The sequence below is a fragment of the Comamonas sp. GCA5 genome (assembly GCF_036541385.1).
GTDB classification, from domain to species: Bacteria; Pseudomonadota; Gammaproteobacteria; order Burkholderiales; family Burkholderiaceae_C; genus Comamonas; species Comamonas aquatica.
Genome location: NZ_JAZHFR010000001.1, coordinates 26,801 through 42,303 on the forward strand (window position 1 = coordinate 26,801; position 15,503 = coordinate 42,303).

Consider the following 15,503-nt stretch of genomic DNA (forward strand, 5'->3'; position numbering starts at 1 on the left):
ACATGACGGTTGACACCACGAGGGCGCCCCGGCGCTCTCGCTCCACCTTCGTGAAGGCGGTGCTCGCGCTAGCGGGCATCGCCCTTTTTATTTCCTTCCTCAGCCTGGGCACCTGGCAGGTGCAGCGCCGCGCCTGGAAGCTGGACCTGATCGAGCGGGTCAACACCCGCGTGCACAGCGCCCCCGTGCCGGTGCCGGCTGCGGCGGCCTGGCCGCAGGTGCAGCCGCCCACGCATGAATACCTGCCCGTGCAGGCCCAGGGCCAGTGGATGGAGGGGCGCAGCGTGCTGACCCAGGCCGTGACCGAGCTGGGCGCTGGCTTCTGGCTGCTGACGCCGCTGCAGCAGGCCGATGGCAGCCAGCTGCTGGTGAACCGCGGCTTTGTGCCTGCGGAGCAGCGCAAGGACTTTGCCGACCGCATCGCCGCCGCACCGCAGGAGGCTGCAGGCGCGACCGTGACGGTGGAAGGCCTGCTGCGTTTTTCCGAGCCCAAGGGCGGCTTCATGCGGGACAACGTGCCTGCGGAAGACCGCTGGCATTCGCGCGATGTGCAGGCGATCGCCCAGGCCAAGGGGCTGCAGCAGGTGGCGCCGTTCTTTGTCGACCAGGGCCTGCCTGGCGCCGCCGTGGCGGCCACCTGGCCACGGCCGGGGCTGACGGTGATCCAGTTCACCAACACCCATGCGGTCTATGCGCTGACCTGGTACGGCCTGGCCCTGATGGTGGTCGGTGCGGCCTGGCTGGTGGTGCGCCACGAGCGGCGCAAACGGCAGGCCTGAGCGGGACGGCCTGGAACGACCCGGATCCTTCCGACGGGAGCACGGCTCCCTATTTCCTCCAAGGCCGCGCATGCGGCCTTTGCTTTTTACATAGCAGCCTGCGCAGGTTGGACGCGCGCTGCAGACCTTTTTGGCTGAAATGTGGGCGGTGTGACGCCATCGATGGAGTGCCTGGTCCGGAGGTGGGGCACGGCGCGGGTGCCAGGTCGCTGCCTCCACCCACAAGGCCGCGATGGCGGCCTTGGGAGATCTGGGCGGGTGGTGTGCTGCGAGCGGCGCAGACGGCCGTCCTGAGCGGGGCGGCCGGTACCGACCCGAATCCTTCCGACCGGAGGCCGGTTCCCCCCCCACTCCCAGGCCGCGCTGCGGTCTTTGTTTTGCATAGCAGTCTGTGCAGGCTGGACGCGCACTGCAGGCCTTTTTGTTCGACATATAGGCGGCCTTGCTCGGTCGAGTGAGCACTGTGCCTGGAGGTGTGCGCGACGCGGGTCGGAGGCACTCGCCCAAAAAACAAGGCCGCGATGGCGGCCTTGGGGGATGCGGGGTGGTGAGTGCTGCCTGCGCGGGCTGGACAGGCGCAGGCGTGCGGTGGATGGCGCTCAGGTCACCAGGTAGTGGTCGATCAGCAGGGCGGCAAACACGCCGCTCAGGTGGATCAGCGAGAAGCGGAAGGTCTTGCGCGCCAGGGCGTCCGAATAGTGCATCCACAGGCGCAGCGCATACCAGCTGAAGCCCAGGCACAGTGCCGAGGCCACGGTGAAGTACAGCCAGCCGCTCATGCCGAAGATCACCGGCAGCAGGCAGCCGGCAAACAGCACCAGGGTGTACAGCAGGATCTGCAGCTGGGTGTACTTGGCGCCGTGCGTCACGGGCAGCATGGGCAGGCCGGACTTGCGGTAGTCGTCCACGCGGTACAGCGCCAGGGCCCAGAAGTGCGGGGGCGTCCACAGGAAGATGATGAGGAACAGGATCAGCGCCTCGGGGCTGACCTGGCCGGTCATGGCTGCCCAGCCCAGCACGGGGGGCATGGCGCCCGAGGCGCCGCCGATGACGATGTTCTGCGGCGTGGCGGGCTTGAGCACCACGGTGTAGATCACGGCATAGCCGATGAAGGTGGCCAGGGTCAGCCACATGGTCAGGGTGTTGGTGAAGGCCAGCAGGATGGCCGCGCCGGCCGTGCACAGGATGGCCGAGAAGGCCAGGGCCTGCTGGGGCGTCAGCTCGCCCTTGGCCGTGGGGCGCCAGCTGGTGCGCTTCATGCGCGCATCGATGTGGCGCTCGACCAGGCAGTTGAAGGCCGCCGCCGCCGCCGACACCAGCCAGATGCCCAGGCAGGCCACAGCCATGTCGCCCAGCTGCTGGAAGGTCGGCACGCCGGGGATGGCCAGGACCATGCCGATCAGGGCGCAGAACACGATCAGCTGCACCACGCGGGGCTTGGTCAGCGCGTAAAACTGGCTCCAGCGCGAGCCTTGGGTGTCACTCAAAGTTTGTGCAGTCATGCCACAACTCTCCGTGCGCCGTGGGGCGCCTGTGTATCGTCTTGCAGCGCGGCTGCGCTGTGGGTGCGGGTGGCGGCCAGGGCCCAGGTCATCACCGTGACCAGGGCGGCCGCGCCGCCGGTGTGCAGCACGGCGGCCACCAGGGGCCAGTCCAGCACCACGTTGGACAGGCCCGTCAGAAATTGCAGGCCGATCAGGCCCAGCAGCCAGCGGCCCTGGCCGGCCAGGGCCGGCTGCCTGCGCATCGCCAGGCCCACGGCGACCACGGCCGCGATCACCCCATAGGCTGCCAGGCGGTGGACGTAGTGGATGGCGGTGAGCGCCGCGAAACTGATGTGGCTGCCGTCGGACAGCAGGCCCAGCGGGCGCCAGATCTCGAACGCCTGGGCAAAGTCCATTGCTGGCCACCACTGGCCGTTGCAGTCCGGAAAGGTGGAGCAGGCCAGCACGGCGTAGTTGGTGCTGACCCAGCCGCCCAGCGCCACCTGGGCGAACAGCAGCGCCAGACAGGCCCACAGCGCCGCGCGCAGCGTGCCGGGAATGGGGGCGGGGAGCTGGCGCAGCACGGCCTGCTGGTGGCCCACGGCCTGCACGCACAGCAGCACCAGCAGCAGCAGGCCGCCCAGCAGGTGCAGGGTGACGATGGCCGGGAACAGCTTCATGGTCACCGTCAGCGCACCGAAGGCGCCCTGGATCAGCACCCACACCAGCGTGGCCGTGGCCCACCAGGGGTGGCGCGGGCCGTGCAGCGGGGTCTTGCGGTGCTCGCGCCAGGCCAGCAGCACCAGGGCGATGATGAGCACGCCCACGGTGGTGGCCAGGTAGCGGTGGATCATCTCGATCCAGGCCTTGCTGAAGGTCACCGGCCCGGTGGGCATGGCGGTCTGGGCGGCGGTGATCTCGGCGTGCGCGCCCAGGGGGCTGGTGTTGCCGTAGCAGCCCGGCCAGTCGGGGCAGCCCAGGCCGGAATCGGTCAGGCGCGTGAAGGCGCCGAACAGCACCAGGTCGAAGGTCAGGAACAGGGTCAGCAGGCCCAGGGCCTGCAGGCGGCGGGCAGGGCCGGCGCCGCGGTTGCGGTGCCAGACCCACAGCAGCGGGGCCAGGGCGATGACGGCACCCAGGGCCATCAGTTCAAGCAGCGGCGCTAAATCGTAAAGAGGCTGTTCGCCCATCAGCACTCCTCAACAAGCATTGGCTGAAACATGTCCGACGAAGATTGGCACAGACCCGCATCCACAGGGCGGGCAGACGGCGCATCGCCGTGGGGCCAGGGGCCCAGGCCGTGTCGCCAGGGCGGGGCCGGGGGCGATCGGTCTGCCAGCATGGGGCACAGATTTGCATGCCCCCGGGGGTACGCCAATCCGGCAAAACCTTGATCTGGCGCAGATTCTATATTTCAGCCCTGTGCTCTGCAGGGCAAACCCGCAAAGCCGCCCCTGTGGCATGAGGGCATAGCGCGAAAAAGTGAGCGCATGGCGCGCGCTGTATCGTCGTTTCGATGGTCAATGACTGCGAAAGACCGATTCGGCCTGCGCAGCCTGCTCCTGTTATTGCGGTGCCTGTGCGGCCGCCAGGGCCTGGGCCAGCAAGGCGGGCAGGTCTGCCATGTGGTCGAACACCCGCACGGCACCGGCGGCCCGCAACGCCTCGGGCGTGGTGTGGGCGTTGACCCGCGGACAGTAGCCCCAGACCGTGGCGCCGGCGCGCACGCCCGCCGTCAGGCCGGGTACGGAATCCTCGATCACCAGGCAGCGCTCGGGGGGCACGCCCACGGCGGCCGCAGCGGCCAGGTAGACATCGGGCCAGGGCTTGGTGCGCGGCAGGTCGTGGCCGCTGAAGACGTGGCCGCCGAAGTAGGGCAGCAGGCCCACCTTGTCGAGCTGCATCAGCACCTTGGGCTTGTCCGCGCCGCTGGCCACGGCGATGCGGCCCTGCAGCTGGGCGTGCACGCCGCGCACGGCGTCCACGGCGCCGTCGATGGCCACCAGTTCGGCGCGCAGGCGCTGGTTGCGGCGTTCATAGAACGCGGCCATCCAGGCGTCGGTCAGGGGCTTGCCGGTTTCGGCCTCGATGCGGGCGGTCTCGCTGCGCACCGTCTTGCCGATGAAGATGCGCATGCAGTCGTCCTCGGACAGCGTCCAGCCCGATTCGTTGAGCATGGCGTGCAGCACGCGGTTGGTGATGAGTTCGCTGTCGACCAGGACGCCGTCGCAGTCGAACAAGATGGCTTCAAAAGACATGGCTGTCAGCGCAGGCAGCACCTGCGTGCAAAGGGTAAAAGGCTGTGGTTTGCATCAGAACTGGTCGCCGTCCACATAGAACCAGCGGCCGTCTTCGCAGACGAAGCGGCTGCGTTCATGCAGCCGCACGGCCCGCCCGCCGACGCGAAAGCGCGCCACAAACTCGACCTCGGCCATGGCCGCGCCCGTCGGCTGAAAGGCCTTGACCTGCAGGCCCAGCCATTTGGCGCCAGCCTCGAAGTCCAGCGTCGCGGGGCGCTGGCTGGGGTGCCAGGTGGCCAGCAGGTAGGGCGCGTTTTCGGTCACGAAGGCGCTGTAGCGCGAGCGCATCAGGTGCTCGGCATCGGGGGCCGGGGCCGTGTCGAAGTGTTCCACAAAGCGGGCGCAGCAATCGGCATAGGCCACGGGCAGGCCTTGGGCGGTGGTGCGTCCGCAGGGGCAGGCGGCGTGGGGCGACAGGGGCATGGGCAACGGCGAGGGTTCAGGCAGGTGCCGCACAGGCGGCAAGTGCGTGATTTTCGGCCAAAACCCCGCGCGCGCAGGGCATGGTTGTGTCTGACGTTGACGTGCACGTCAATAATGCAGGCCATGAGCAAGACCACCCAGGCCCCTGTGGCCTATTCCATCAGCGATCTGGCGCAAGAATTTGACCTGACCACCCGCGCCATTCGCTTCTACGAAGACATGGGGCTGCTGCAGCCCACGCGCCAGGGTTCGGGCGGGCGCACCCGCGTCTACAGCCCGCGCGACCGCACGCGCCTGCGCCTGATCCTGCGCGGCAAGCGCCTGGGACTGTCGCTGGTGGAGGCCAAGGAAATCATCGATCTGTACGACAGCCCGCGTGACACCCATGTGCAGCTGGAGCGCTTTCTCGAGGTGCTGGGCAACCACCGCCGCCAGCTGGAGGCGCGCATGGAAGACCTGCAGGCCACGCTGGACGAAGTCTGCGCCCAGGAAAAAGAGGCCAAGTCGCTGTTGCGCAAGCTGCCCAAGGCCAAGACGTCATAATTGACGTTAACGTAAAAGGAATGGAAAATTCCGCACAGCCAAGGAGACAACATGGCCCAGACCGACAACCTGCAGCGTGTGCGGGACAGCTTTGCACTGCAGGGCGCCATGAGCACGCTGGGGGCGCAACTCACCCACCTGGCGCCGGGCGCGGTGGACATCAGCTTTGACTGGGCCCCGGGCCTGACGCAGCAGCACGGCTTTATCCACGCCGGCATGCTGTCGGCGGCGCTGGATTCCGCCTGCGGCTATGCCGGCTTCAGCCTGATGCCGGAAGACGCCGGGGTGCTGACCATCGAATTCAAGATCAACCTGCTGGCCCCCGCCAAGGGGCAGTGCTTTCGCTGCGAAGGCCGGGTGCTCAAGCCCGGACGCACCATCGTCCTGGCCGAAGGCCGGGCCTTCGCGATCGACGGCGGGCAGGAAAAACTCTGCGCCACCATGCACTGCACGCTGATGGCGGTGCAGGGGCGCCAAGGGATTGCGGGCAAATAGGCGGCGCCGATCGCCAGCCCCGGCACAGACACCGATACACACAAGGAGACACCACCATGAGCCAACTGCCAGGACTGAACTTCCAGCTGGGTGAAGACATTGATGCGCTGCGCGACGCGGTGCGCGAGTTCGCGCAGACCGAGATCGCCCCGCGCGCCGCCGAGATCGATCGCAGCGACCAGTTCCCCATGGACCTGTGGCGCAAGTTCGGCGAGCTGGGCGTGCTGGGCATCACCGTGCCCGAGCAGTACGGCGGCGCCGACATGGGCTATCTGGCGCACATGGTGGCCATGGAGGAAATCTCGCGCGCCAGCGCCTCGGTGGGCCTGTCGTATGGCGCGCACAGCAACCTGTGCGTGAACCAGATCAACCGCAACGGCAACGCCGCGCAGAAGGCCAAGTACCTGCCCAAGCTGATCAGCGGCGAGCACGTGGGCGCGCTGGCCATGAGCGAGCCCGGTGCTGGCTCCGACGTGATCAGCATGAAGCTCAAGGCCGAGGACAAGGGCGGCTACTACCTGCTCAACGGCAACAAAATGTGGATCACCAACGGCCCCGACGCCGACACCCTGGTGGTCTACGCCAAGAGCGAACCCGAGCTGGGCGCGCGCGGCGTGACGGCGTTCCTGATCGAGAAGGGCATGCCCGGTTTCTCCATCGCGCAGAAGCTGGACAAGCTGGGCATGCGCGGCAGCCACACCGGCGAGTTGGTGTTCCAGAACGTGGAAGTGCCCGCCGAGAACGTGTTGGGCCAGGTCAATGGCGGTGCCAAGGTGCTGATGAGCGGCCTGGATTACGAGCGCGCCGTGCTGACCGGCGGCCCGCTGGGCATCATGCAGAGCGTGATGGACAACGTCGTGCCCTACATCCACGACCGCAAGCAGTTCGGCCAGAGCATTGGCGAGTTCCAGCTCATCCAGGGCAAGGTGGCCGACATGTACACCGTGCTGCAGGCGGGCCGTTCCTTCGCCTACACCGTGGCCAAGAACCTGGACATGCTGGGTACCGACCACGTGCGCCAGGTGCGCAAGGACTGCGCCAGCGTGATCCTGTGGTGTGCCGAGAAGGCCACCTGGATGGCCGGCGAAGGCGTGCAAATCTATGGCGGCAATGGGTATATCAACGAGTACCCGCTGGGCCGTCTGTGGCGGGATGCGAAACTCTACGAAATTGGCGCCGGCACCAGCGAGATTCGCCGCATGCTCATCGGCCGCGAACTGTTCGCGGAAACCTGCTGAAGGCACGCTCGCTGTCCGGCGCATGTTCCATGCAATCTGAAAAGGAAGGCCACATGACCACTACCTCCATCGATGACCTGTTTGTGCACAACAAGGAATGGGCTGCCCAGATGGAGCGCGACCGCCCCGGGTTCTTCACCGGGCTGATGTCGCAGCAAAAACCCAAGTACATGTGGATCGGTTGCTCGGACAGCCGCGTGCCTGCCAACCAGATCACCGGGCTGGAGCCGGGTGAAGTCTTCGTGCACCGCAACGTGGCCAACGTGGTGGTGCCCAGCGACCTGAACTGCCTGTCCACCATCCAGTACTCGGTCGACCACCTCAAGGTCGAGCACCTGATGGTCGTGGGCCACTATGGCTGCGGCGGCGTGCTGGCGGCACTGGAAGGCATCCGCCTGGGCCTGGCCGACAACTGGACCCGCCATGTGCGCGACGTGCGCGACAAGCACTATGACCTGATCAAGGCCACGCCCGTGCAGTACCGCCACGACGTGCTTTGCGAGCTGAACGCCATCGAGCAGGTGATGAACGTGGCGCAGAGCACCGTGATGCAGGACGCCTGGGCCCGCGGCCAGAGCGTGTCGCTGCACGGCTGGTGCTACAGCCTGAAGAACGGCCACATCACCAACCTGGAGATGACCGTCCCCGGCGTCGGTGGGCTGCATGAAATCCACCAGCGTGCCGTGCAGCTGGTGGCCGAGCGCCAGCGTGACTGAACGGCAGGCAAGCGGCTGCCCCCGGGCCCTGTGCCTAGGGCGTCTTGGCGTGCGTTGAGCCATGTTTCCCCAGCAGCTGGACGCTCCCCAGGCCTTTGGCATCGCCCAGGCGATGATGGATGGCTTTGACCGCCATTACCGCCTGTTCCGGGCCGAATCGGCCCGCGCCAAGCGCCGTTTCGAACAGCCGACTGGAGCGGCCAGCAGACCGCGCAGCGCGAGCGCATCGCGTTCTACGACCTGCGCGTGACCGAGTGCGTGCAGCGGCTAGAGACCGAGTTCCATGCTGGCCAGCTGCCCATGCCGGTGTGGCAGCAGGTCAAGCTGCACTACATCGGCCTGATGGTGGAGCACCTGCAGCCGGAGCTGGCGGAGACCTTCTTCAACTCCGTCACCACCAAGATCCTGCACCGCACCCACTTCCACAACGATTTCATCTTCGTGCGGCCGGCCGTCAGCACCGAGTACCTGGAGAGCCGGGACCCGGACGATGCGCCCACGTACCGTGCCTATTACCCCGGATCGCTGGACGCCTTGCCGCAGGCACTGCAGGCCCTGGTGCAGCAGCTGCAGCTGCAAGCCCCGTTCGAGGACCTGGCCCGCGACATCGCCGTGCTGGCCGCTCGCATGCGCGAGCGCCTGGCGGGCCTGACGCTGCGCGCCAATTTTCAGATCCAGGTGCTGTCCAGCCTGTTCTACCGCAACAAGGGCGCCTACCTGGTGGGCAAGATCATCACCGGCTACACCGAGCTGCCGCTGGCCATTCCCATCGTGCACGGCGCCCAGGGCCAACTGGTGCTGCACGCGGCCTTGTTCGGCGAGGATGACTTGCACGGGCTGTTCAGCTTTGCGCGGGCCTACTTCATGGTCGACATGGCCGTGCCCAGCGCCTACGTGCAGTTTCTGCACGGCCTGATGCCGCGCAAGCCGCGTGGCGAAATCTATAGCGCCCTGGGCTTAGCCAAACAGGGCAAGACCCTGTTTTACCGGGAATTCTTGCACCACCTCAAGCATTCCAGCGACCAGTTCCGCATCGCGCCGGGCATCAAGGGCCTGGTGATGCTGGTGTTCGACCTGCCCAGTTTTCCCTACGTGTTCAAGCTGATCCGCGACCGCTTCCCGGCGCCCAAGGAGACCACGCGCGCCCAGGTCAAGGCTAAGTACCAGCTGGTCAAGCAGCACGACCGGGTGGGCCGCATGGCCGACACCATGGAGTACAGCCTGGTGGCCTTCCCGCGCGAGCGCTTCAGCGATGCCCTGCTGGCCGAACTGCTGGCCCATGCGCCCGAGCAGATAGAGGTCAGCGACCGCGATGGCGACGGGCAGCAGGAAGTCATCATTCGCCACCTCTACATCGAGCGCCGGCTGGTGCCGCTGAACCTGTACTTGCAGGAGTGTTTCGATGCCGGGCTGGAGCAGCCCCGTGCGCGCGCCAACATGGAGCGTTGCGTGATCGAGTACGGCAATGCCATCAAGGACCTGGTGGCGGCCAACATCTTTCCGGGCGACATGCTGTGGAAGAACTTCGGCGTCACCCGCGGCGGCAAGGTGGTGTTCTATGACTACGACGAGATCGAATACCTGACGGACTGCCACTTCCGGGCCATCCCCCCGGCACGCACCGAAGAGGAAGAGATGAGCGGGGAGATCTGGTGGCGGGTCGGCCCGCACGATGTGTTCCCCGAGACCTTTGGCCCGTTCCTGCTGGGCCATCCCGCCGTGCGCGAGGTCTTCCTGCAGCACCACGCCGACCTGCTGGAGCCCGCCTTCTGGCAGGCGCACCAGGCGCGCATCCAGCAGGGCCACATGCACGACGTTTTTCCGTACGACCCCAGCCGCCAGCTGCATGCGCCGGCGCTGACTTCGTGAACCTTTGGCTTGCAAACTGATATCAACAAGGAGACTTCCATGCCACAACACCAAGACCCCGTCGTCATCGTCAGCGCTGCGCGCACCCCCATGGGTGCGTTCCAGGGCGATTTTTCCGATCTGGCCGCCCACGACCTGGGCGGTGCGGCCATCGCGGCCGCCGTGGCCCGCGCCGGCATCCAGCCCGAGCAGGTCGAGGAAGTGCTGTTCGGCAACTGCCTGATGGCCGGCCAGGGCCAGGCCCCGGCACGCCAGGCCGGCTTCAAGGGCGGCCTGCCGCAAAGCACCGGCGCCGTGACGCTGTCCAAGATGTGCGGCGCCGGCATGGAGGCCACCATCCTGGCCCACGACCAACTGATTGCCGGCAGCCGTGACGTGATGATCGCCGGGGGCATGGAGAGCATGACCAACGCGCCCTACCTGCTGAAGAAGGGCCGTGCCGGCTACCGCATGGGCCACGACAAGGTCTATGACCACATGATGCTGGACGGCCTGGAAGATGCCTACGAAGCCGGCCGCTCCATGGGCACCTTTGGCGAGGACTGTGCCGCCAAGTACCAGTTCACGCGCGAAGCGCAGGACGCGTTTGCGATTGCCAGCGTGCAACGCGCGCAGCAAGCCGCCCAGAGCGGTGCCTTCGATGCCGAGATCACCCCCGTCACCGTCAAGACCCGCAAGGGCGATGTGACCATCAGCGTGGACGAAGGCCCGGCCAAGGCCAAGCTGGACAAGATCGGCAGCCTCAAGCCTGCTTTCAAGAAGGACGGCACCATCACCGCCGCCTCCAGCTCCAGCATCAACGATGGCGCCGCCGCCATGGTGCTGATGCGCGAGTCCACGGCCAAGCAGCTGGACTGCAAGCCGCTGGCGCGCATCGTCTCGCACGCGACCTTTGCACAGGCTCCCGAGTGGTTCACCACCGCACCCGTGGGCGCCACCGAAAAGGCGCTGAAGAAGGCCGGCTGGAAGGTTGAGGATGTGGACCTGTGGGAAATCAACGAAGCCTTTGCCGTGGTGCCCATGGCGCTGATGGCCGAAATGAAGGTGCCCCACGACAAGGTCAACGTGCACGGCGGCGCCTGTGCCCTGGGCCATCCCATTGGCGCCAGCGGCGCGCGCATCCTGGTGACGCTGATCCACGCCCTGCAGCGCCATGGCAAGCAGCGCGGCCTGGCCACGCTGTGCATTGGCGGTGGCGAAGGTACGGCCATGGCCATCGAACTGGTCTGAGCGACCACGGCGCCGTCCCCCGGCGCTGCTGGGCACAGGGCCGCAGGGCTTGGCTTACAGTCGGTCCATGTGCCACCGGCCGCGCCCCCACCTTGCGGGGCGCGGCCCTTTTCAGGATTTCCCCTATGCATGCAGAACTGCCCGAAGACGACCACCCCCCCGCACCCTTGAGCGCCGCGCAGGTGACCGCCTTCTGGAATGATTTTTCCGGCCAGTTGACGGCCCTGGCCGCGCTGGACGGGCGGGCCTTTGTCGAGGCGGCCAACGCGCTGCTGCAGCGCCATGCCCCCGGCCTGTCGCTGGAGCTGGAAGGCACGCCCGGCCAGGACGGCGCCCGCCTGGTGGTCACGGCCCACGGCAACATCGAACACTTTGAGGTGGCCCAGGCCATGGTGCGCCAGGCCCCGCCGCTGGCGGGCTATGCCGTGCAGGCGTTCCGCAGCCGCGCCGCCGGCAGCAACTTCGCCATGCGCCTGCAGGATTTCGAGCTGTCCTGTGACGATGTGCTGGTGGCCCACTATGACGCGGGCGGCATCATCGGGCTGGCGCTGTCGTTCGCCCAGGCCGTGCCGCCGCAGTTGCAGGAGCAGGCCCGGCACATGGCCTTCATCCTGCTGGACCATGCCCTGGGCGAATGGGATTTCGCCGTGCGCGTGGGTCCGGTGGAATTTGGGGACGCCGAGGCCGATGCGGTGCCGCTGTCGCAGTTCCCCGCCGTGTTCGATGCCTTCCAGCGCGAGGTCCTGGGGCGCACCTACGACTTTCCGCAGGAGGAGCAGGACCGCTGGATCTCACTGGAAGTCCGGTCCCGCGATGCCGACGAGGACGATGCCCCCGATCTGCTGACCTTCCACGACAGCGCCCATGCGCTGGCCACGCGCGCCGACCTGTCCTATTTGCTGACGCTGCGGTTCCCGGTGGACAGCCAGGAGAGCCTGGACTGCGCGCGGGCGGCCCAGGACGCGCTGGATGCGCAGCTGCTGGGCCAGCAGCGCGGCGTCCAGGTCTTCACGCGCATGGAGGGCATGCAGTCCCGCGTGGCGGCCTTCTATGTGGACGACCCAGACGTCGCCGCCGCTTTGGCCCGCCAGCTGGCGGCCGAGCATGCCCCGGGTCTGGACGCTGCGCTGGCGCTGGAGTACGACCCCTCCTGGCGCGAGTACCTGGGCATGTACAGCGCCATCCACCGCCAGGACCGGCGCGCGGCCGAGGAGGTCGCATGATCACCGGCGAAGACCAGTTGCGCCAGTTGTACCCCATGCCGGCCGAGCGGGCCCTGCGCAAGCAGCAGGCTGCGCTGGATGCGCATTGCCAGCGCTTCATCGCGCTGTCGCCGTTGTGCGTGCTGGCCACCGGCGGCGGTGCCGGGGCGCTGATGGACGCGTCGCCCCGCGGCGGCGCGCCGGGATTTGTGCACGTGCACGATGCCCAGACCCTGTGGATCCCCGATGCCGGTGGCAACAACCGACTGGACAGCCTGAGCAACCTGCTGCACGACCCGCGCATCGGCCTGCTGTTCATGGTGCCCGGGGTGAACGAAACCCTGCGCATCAATGGTACGGCCCGGCTGCGCGATGAGCCGGCCTGGACCGGGCACTTTGCCGGCGCGCACTTCACCCCCAAGCTGGTGATCGAGGTGCAGGTGCGCGAGGCCTATCTGCACTGCGCCAAGGCGCTGATGCGCTCGCGCCTGTGGCAGGCCGAGGCGCAGGTGGAACGCTCGGCCCTGCCCAGCATGAACCAGATGATCCACGCGCAGATCGGGCTGGACACCCCGCCGGAAAGCCAGGCGGCGATGGAGCAGCGCTACCAGCAGCAGATTGCGGCGGAGCGCGCGCAGGATTGAACCAGTTCCGCCGTGTGCGGCCGTGAACTGAGCAAAAGGGAGTGGTATGGCAGTGATTTTGGTGATGGGGGCTTCGCGCGGCATTGGCCGCGGTCTGGTGCGTGCCTGTGTGGCGCGCGGCGACCGCGTGATCGCCACCGTGCGCCAACGTGCGGATGGGGAGGCCCTGCGGGCCGAAGGCGCCGAGGTGCTGGTGGTGGATGTGGCCGATCCCGCCAGCGTCAGCGGCCTGGCCTGGCAGTTGGACGGCCAGGAGATCGACTGCGCCTGGTATGTGGCCGGGGTGTGGGATGCCGGCACGGCGGCCCACCCGCCCACCCAGGAGCAGTTTGACCGCGTCATGCACACCAATGTGCTGGGCGCCATGCAGGTGCTGCCCCAGGTCATGCCCGGCGTGGAGGCCGCCGGCGGCACCATGGTCTGCATCAGCAGCGAGATGTCGCGCCTGTCGCTGGCCGACGCGGATGCCTGGCTGTACCGCGTCAGCAAGGCGGCGGTCAACATGGTGGTGGCCAGCGCCCAGCCGCAGTGGCCCGGTGCCACGGTGATCGCCATGGACCCGGGCTGGGTGCAGACCGAGATGGGCGGCGCCGCCGCACCGATCACGGTCGAGACCAGCGTGCAGGGCATGCTGGACACGGTCGACCAGCTGACCCTGGAGGACCGGGGCGGCCTGCTGCGCTACAACGGCGAACGCTGCAAGGGCTGAAAAAGCATAGCTGGCAGCGCAGGATAGACAAGCACTTCAAATACTTTTTGTATTGAAACCAAGCAAGCACCTGCGCTGGCAGCTCTTATTGATATAAAACCAAGGAGACACCTTCCATGCTGCTGACCGAAGACCAGCAAATGATCCGCGAGGCCCTGCGCAGCTTTGTGCAGGAGCAGATCACCCCCCACGCCGCGCGCTGGGACAAGGAACACCATTTCCCCCAGGACGTGCACCGCGGCCTGGCGGCGCTTGGCTGCTACGGCATCTGCGTGCCCGAGTCGTACGGCGGTGCCGGCCTGGACTATGTGAGCCTGGCCGTGGTGCTGGAAGAGATTGCCGCCGGCGATGGCGGCACCAGCACCGTGATCAGCGTGACCAACTGCCCGGTCAACGCCATCCTGATGCGCTATGGCAGCGAGGCGCAAAAGCAGCAATGGCTCAAGCCGCTGGCGCAGGGCGACATGCTGGGTGCCTTCTGCCTGACGGAGCCGCATGTCGGCTCGGACGCCTCGGCGCTGCGCACCACGGCCACCCGCGATGGTGGCGATTACGTCATCCAGGGCGTCAAGCAGTTCATCACCAGCGGCAAGAACGGTGACGTGGCCATCGTGATCGCCGTGACCGACAAGGCCGCGGGCAAGAAGGGCATGAGCGCCTTCCTGGTGCCCACCCACACCCCCGGCTATGTGGTGGCGCGGCTGGAGGACAAGCTGGGCCAGCACAGCAGCGACACGGCGCAGATCAATTTTGACCAGTGCCGCATCCCCGCCACCAACCTGATCGGCGCCGAAGGCGAGGGCTACAAGATCGCGCTGAGCGCGTTGGAAGGCGGGCGCATCGGCATCGCCGCCCAAAGCGTGGGCATGGCGCGCGCCGCCTTCGAGTGCGCGCTGCAGTACGCCAAGGAGCGCGAGAGCTTTGGCCAGCCCATCTTCAACCACCAGGCCGTGGGATTCCGGCTGGCCGACTGCGCCACGCAGATTGAGGCCGCGCGCCAGCTGATCTGGCATGCGGCCAGCCTGCGCGATGCCGGCCTGCCCTGCCTGAAGGAGGCGGCCATGGCCAAGCTGTTTGCCAGCGAGATGGCCGAGCGCGTGTGCAGCGCCGCCATCCAGACCCTGGGCGGCTACGGCGTGGTCAGCGACTTTCCGGTCGAGCGCATCTACCGCGATGTGCGCGTGTGCCAGATCTACGAAGGCACCAGCGATGTGCAGAAGATCCTGATCCAGCGCGCGCTGGCCTGATGAGCGTCGGGTGGGGCTCCGTCCTGGGCGCTGCACGGCCAGGGGTGCTCACCGCCGTTCAGACGTCTTGCACCGGCGGGCGGGTGCTGCGGCGCGCACGCGGCTGGGCCCGTGGCAGCTCCATCCCCAGGTCGCTCAGGCGCTGCTTGATGAACAGGGCCGGCACGGCGAACACATGTTCCAGCTCGGCCATGCTGCGCGCCTGCATCTGCTCGACGGCGTAGCGCAGCGCCGGCTCGGGCATCAGCAGGCGCAGGGCGAAGTCGTTGGCTTCCAGGTTGTGGGGCACACCGAAATCCAGCCGGAAATCCTCGGACAGGTGCAGCTCGCGCTGCATGCCGGGGCGCAGGTGGTGCAGGGCCACGTGCGCCAGGGCGTGTGCCACCACATAGCGCTGGTGCAGGTGGGGCAACTGGCGTGACAGCTGCAGCTGGGCCTGGTTGCCCGCGGTGATGGACAGGCGGGCACTGCAGGGCACGCTGTCTTCCAGCGACAGGCGCACACCCATGCTTTTGACGATGTGCGCAATGTTGACCGGGACCGTCTGGTCCCAGTGCAGCTTGAGGATGCCTTCAGCCAAGAGTGCCATGGGCTGCATTATCGCTATCGGCGCCGGCGGGGGGC

At 67.3% G+C, this 15,503-nt stretch carries 15 protein-coding genes and 1 pseudogene; 11 read left to right on the forward strand and 5 right to left on the reverse strand.

What is annotated here, in order from left to right:
* Positions 1-2 precede the first annotated feature (2 nt).
* Positions 3-779, forward strand: coding sequence for an SURF1 family protein (locus SJH88_RS00105; protein ID WP_270151153.1), 777 nt, complete (start codon positions 3-5; stop codon positions 777-779).
* Between the two features lie 599 nt (positions 780-1,378).
* On the opposite strand, the gene cyoE is transcribed toward SJH88_RS00105, so the two are convergent.
* The 4 genes from cyoE to SJH88_RS00125 all read right to left on the reverse strand — a co-directional run bounded on the left by cyoE (position 1,379) and on the right by SJH88_RS00125 (position 4,986).
* Complete coding sequence (gene cyoE / locus SJH88_RS00110; protein WP_154164229.1) at positions 1,379-2,281, reverse strand: heme o synthase; 903 nt, start codon at positions 2,279-2,281, stop codon at positions 1,379-1,381.
* The gene (locus tag SJH88_RS00115; protein ID WP_274753274.1) at positions 2,278-3,453 is read right to left on the reverse strand and encodes a COX15/CtaA family protein; all 1,176 of its coding nucleotides are present in this window, start codon (positions 3,451-3,453) and stop codon (positions 2,278-2,280) included. Before SJH88_RS00115 ends, cyoE begins: the two co-directional genes overlap by 4 nt.
* A 375-nt stretch (positions 3,454-3,828) precedes the next feature.
* The gene (locus tag SJH88_RS00120; protein WP_274753275.1) at positions 3,829-4,521 is read right to left on the reverse strand and encodes an HAD family hydrolase; all 693 of its coding nucleotides are present in this window, start codon (positions 4,519-4,521) and stop codon (positions 3,829-3,831) included.
* 54 nt (positions 4,522-4,575) lie between these two features.
* Positions 4,576-4,986, reverse strand: a complete 411-nt coding sequence (locus SJH88_RS00125; protein WP_274753276.1) for a YchJ family protein — start codon at positions 4,984-4,986, stop codon at positions 4,576-4,578.
* A gap of 123 nt (positions 4,987-5,109) precedes the next feature.
* Between SJH88_RS00125 and SJH88_RS00130 the strand changes: the two genes are divergently transcribed.
* The 10 genes and pseudogenes from SJH88_RS00130 (at position 5,110) to SJH88_RS00175 (ending at position 14,879) form a co-directional block, all read left to right on the forward strand.
* Positions 5,110-5,529, forward strand: a complete 420-nt coding sequence (locus SJH88_RS00130; protein WP_042414599.1) for a MerR family transcriptional regulator — start codon at positions 5,110-5,112, stop codon at positions 5,527-5,529.
* Positions 5,530-5,580: 51 nt separating this feature from the next.
* The gene (locus tag SJH88_RS00135; RefSeq protein ID WP_274753277.1) at positions 5,581-6,024 is read left to right on the forward strand and encodes a PaaI family thioesterase; all 444 of its coding nucleotides are present in this window, start codon (positions 5,581-5,583) and stop codon (positions 6,022-6,024) included.
* 56 nt (positions 6,025-6,080) lie between these two features.
* Positions 6,081-7,262, forward strand: coding sequence for an isovaleryl-CoA dehydrogenase (locus SJH88_RS00140; RefSeq protein WP_043385428.1), 1,182 nt, complete (start codon positions 6,081-6,083; stop codon positions 7,260-7,262).
* A 53-nt stretch (positions 7,263-7,315) separates the two neighbouring features.
* On the forward strand, positions 7,316-7,978 hold the full coding sequence (can, locus tag SJH88_RS00145; RefSeq protein ID WP_042414435.1) for a carbonate dehydratase: 663 nt from the start codon (positions 7,316-7,318) through the stop codon (positions 7,976-7,978).
* Between the two features lie 61 nt (positions 7,979-8,039).
* Positions 8,040-9,847, forward strand: a pseudogene (gene aceK, locus SJH88_RS00150) (bifunctional isocitrate dehydrogenase kinase/phosphatase).
* Positions 9,848-9,886: 39 nt separating this feature from the next.
* A complete protein-coding gene (locus SJH88_RS00155) occupies positions 9,887-11,077 on the forward strand; it encodes an acetyl-CoA C-acyltransferase (RefSeq protein ID WP_274753278.1) in 1,191 nt (396 codons plus the stop codon).
* A 125-nt stretch (positions 11,078-11,202) separates the two neighbouring features.
* Positions 11,203-12,300, forward strand: coding sequence for a hypothetical protein (locus SJH88_RS00160; protein WP_274753279.1), 1,098 nt, complete (start codon positions 11,203-11,205; stop codon positions 12,298-12,300).
* Positions 12,297-12,923, forward strand: a complete 627-nt coding sequence (locus SJH88_RS00165; protein ID WP_274753280.1) for a pyridoxamine 5'-phosphate oxidase family protein — start codon at positions 12,297-12,299, stop codon at positions 12,921-12,923. Before SJH88_RS00160 ends, SJH88_RS00165 begins: the two co-directional genes overlap by 4 nt.
* A gap of 46 nt (positions 12,924-12,969) precedes the next feature.
* Positions 12,970-13,632 (forward strand): SDR family oxidoreductase, encoded by a 663-nt coding sequence (locus tag SJH88_RS00170; RefSeq protein WP_234687569.1) that lies wholly within the window; start codon positions 12,970-12,972, stop codon positions 13,630-13,632.
* A gap of 116 nt (positions 13,633-13,748) precedes the next feature.
* Positions 13,749-14,879: an acyl-CoA dehydrogenase family protein gene (locus SJH88_RS00175; RefSeq protein WP_042414417.1), complete on the forward strand. Its 1,131-nt coding sequence runs from the start codon at positions 13,749-13,751 to the stop codon at positions 14,877-14,879.
* A 58-nt stretch (positions 14,880-14,937) separates the two neighbouring features.
* Here the strand turns inward: SJH88_RS00175 and SJH88_RS00180 are convergent, their stop codons facing one another.
* On the reverse strand, positions 14,938-15,468 hold the full coding sequence (locus SJH88_RS00180; protein ID WP_162524708.1) for an ImmA/IrrE family metallo-endopeptidase: 531 nt from the start codon (positions 15,466-15,468) through the stop codon (positions 14,938-14,940).
* Between the last annotated feature and the right edge of the window lie 35 nt (positions 15,469-15,503).

Coding starts and splice junctions, on each gene's coding strand:
- SJH88_RS00105 (WP_270151153.1), top strand. CDS start 3: ATGACGGTTGACACCACGAGGGCGCCCCGGCGCTCTCGCTCCACCTTC.
- cyoE (WP_154164229.1), bottom strand. CDS start 2,281: ATGACTGCACAAACTTTGAGTGACACCCAAGGCTCGCGCTGGAGCCAG.
- SJH88_RS00115 (WP_274753274.1), bottom strand. CDS start 3,453: ATGGGCGAACAGCCTCTTTACGATTTAGCGCCGCTGCTTGAACTGATG.
- SJH88_RS00120 (WP_274753275.1), bottom strand. CDS start 4,521: ATGTCTTTTGAAGCCATCTTGTTCGACTGCGACGGCGTCCTGGTCGAC.
- SJH88_RS00125 (WP_274753276.1), bottom strand. CDS start 4,986: ATGCCCCTGTCGCCCCACGCCGCCTGCCCCTGCGGACGCACCACCGCC.
- SJH88_RS00130 (WP_042414599.1), top strand. CDS start 5,110: ATGAGCAAGACCACCCAGGCCCCTGTGGCCTATTCCATCAGCGATCTG.
- SJH88_RS00135 (WP_274753277.1), top strand. CDS start 5,581: ATGGCCCAGACCGACAACCTGCAGCGTGTGCGGGACAGCTTTGCACTG.
- SJH88_RS00140 (WP_043385428.1), top strand. CDS start 6,081: ATGAGCCAACTGCCAGGACTGAACTTCCAGCTGGGTGAAGACATTGAT.
- can (WP_042414435.1), top strand. CDS start 7,316: ATGACCACTACCTCCATCGATGACCTGTTTGTGCACAACAAGGAATGG.
- SJH88_RS00155 (WP_274753278.1), top strand. CDS start 9,887: ATGCCACAACACCAAGACCCCGTCGTCATCGTCAGCGCTGCGCGCACC.
- SJH88_RS00160 (WP_274753279.1), top strand. CDS start 11,203: ATGCATGCAGAACTGCCCGAAGACGACCACCCCCCCGCACCCTTGAGC.
- SJH88_RS00165 (WP_274753280.1), top strand. CDS start 12,297: ATGATCACCGGCGAAGACCAGTTGCGCCAGTTGTACCCCATGCCGGCC.
- SJH88_RS00170 (WP_234687569.1), top strand. CDS start 12,970: ATGGCAGTGATTTTGGTGATGGGGGCTTCGCGCGGCATTGGCCGCGGT.
- SJH88_RS00175 (WP_042414417.1), top strand. CDS start 13,749: ATGCTGCTGACCGAAGACCAGCAAATGATCCGCGAGGCCCTGCGCAGC.
- SJH88_RS00180 (WP_162524708.1), bottom strand. CDS start 15,468: ATGGCACTCTTGGCTGAAGGCATCCTCAAGCTGCACTGGGACCAGACG.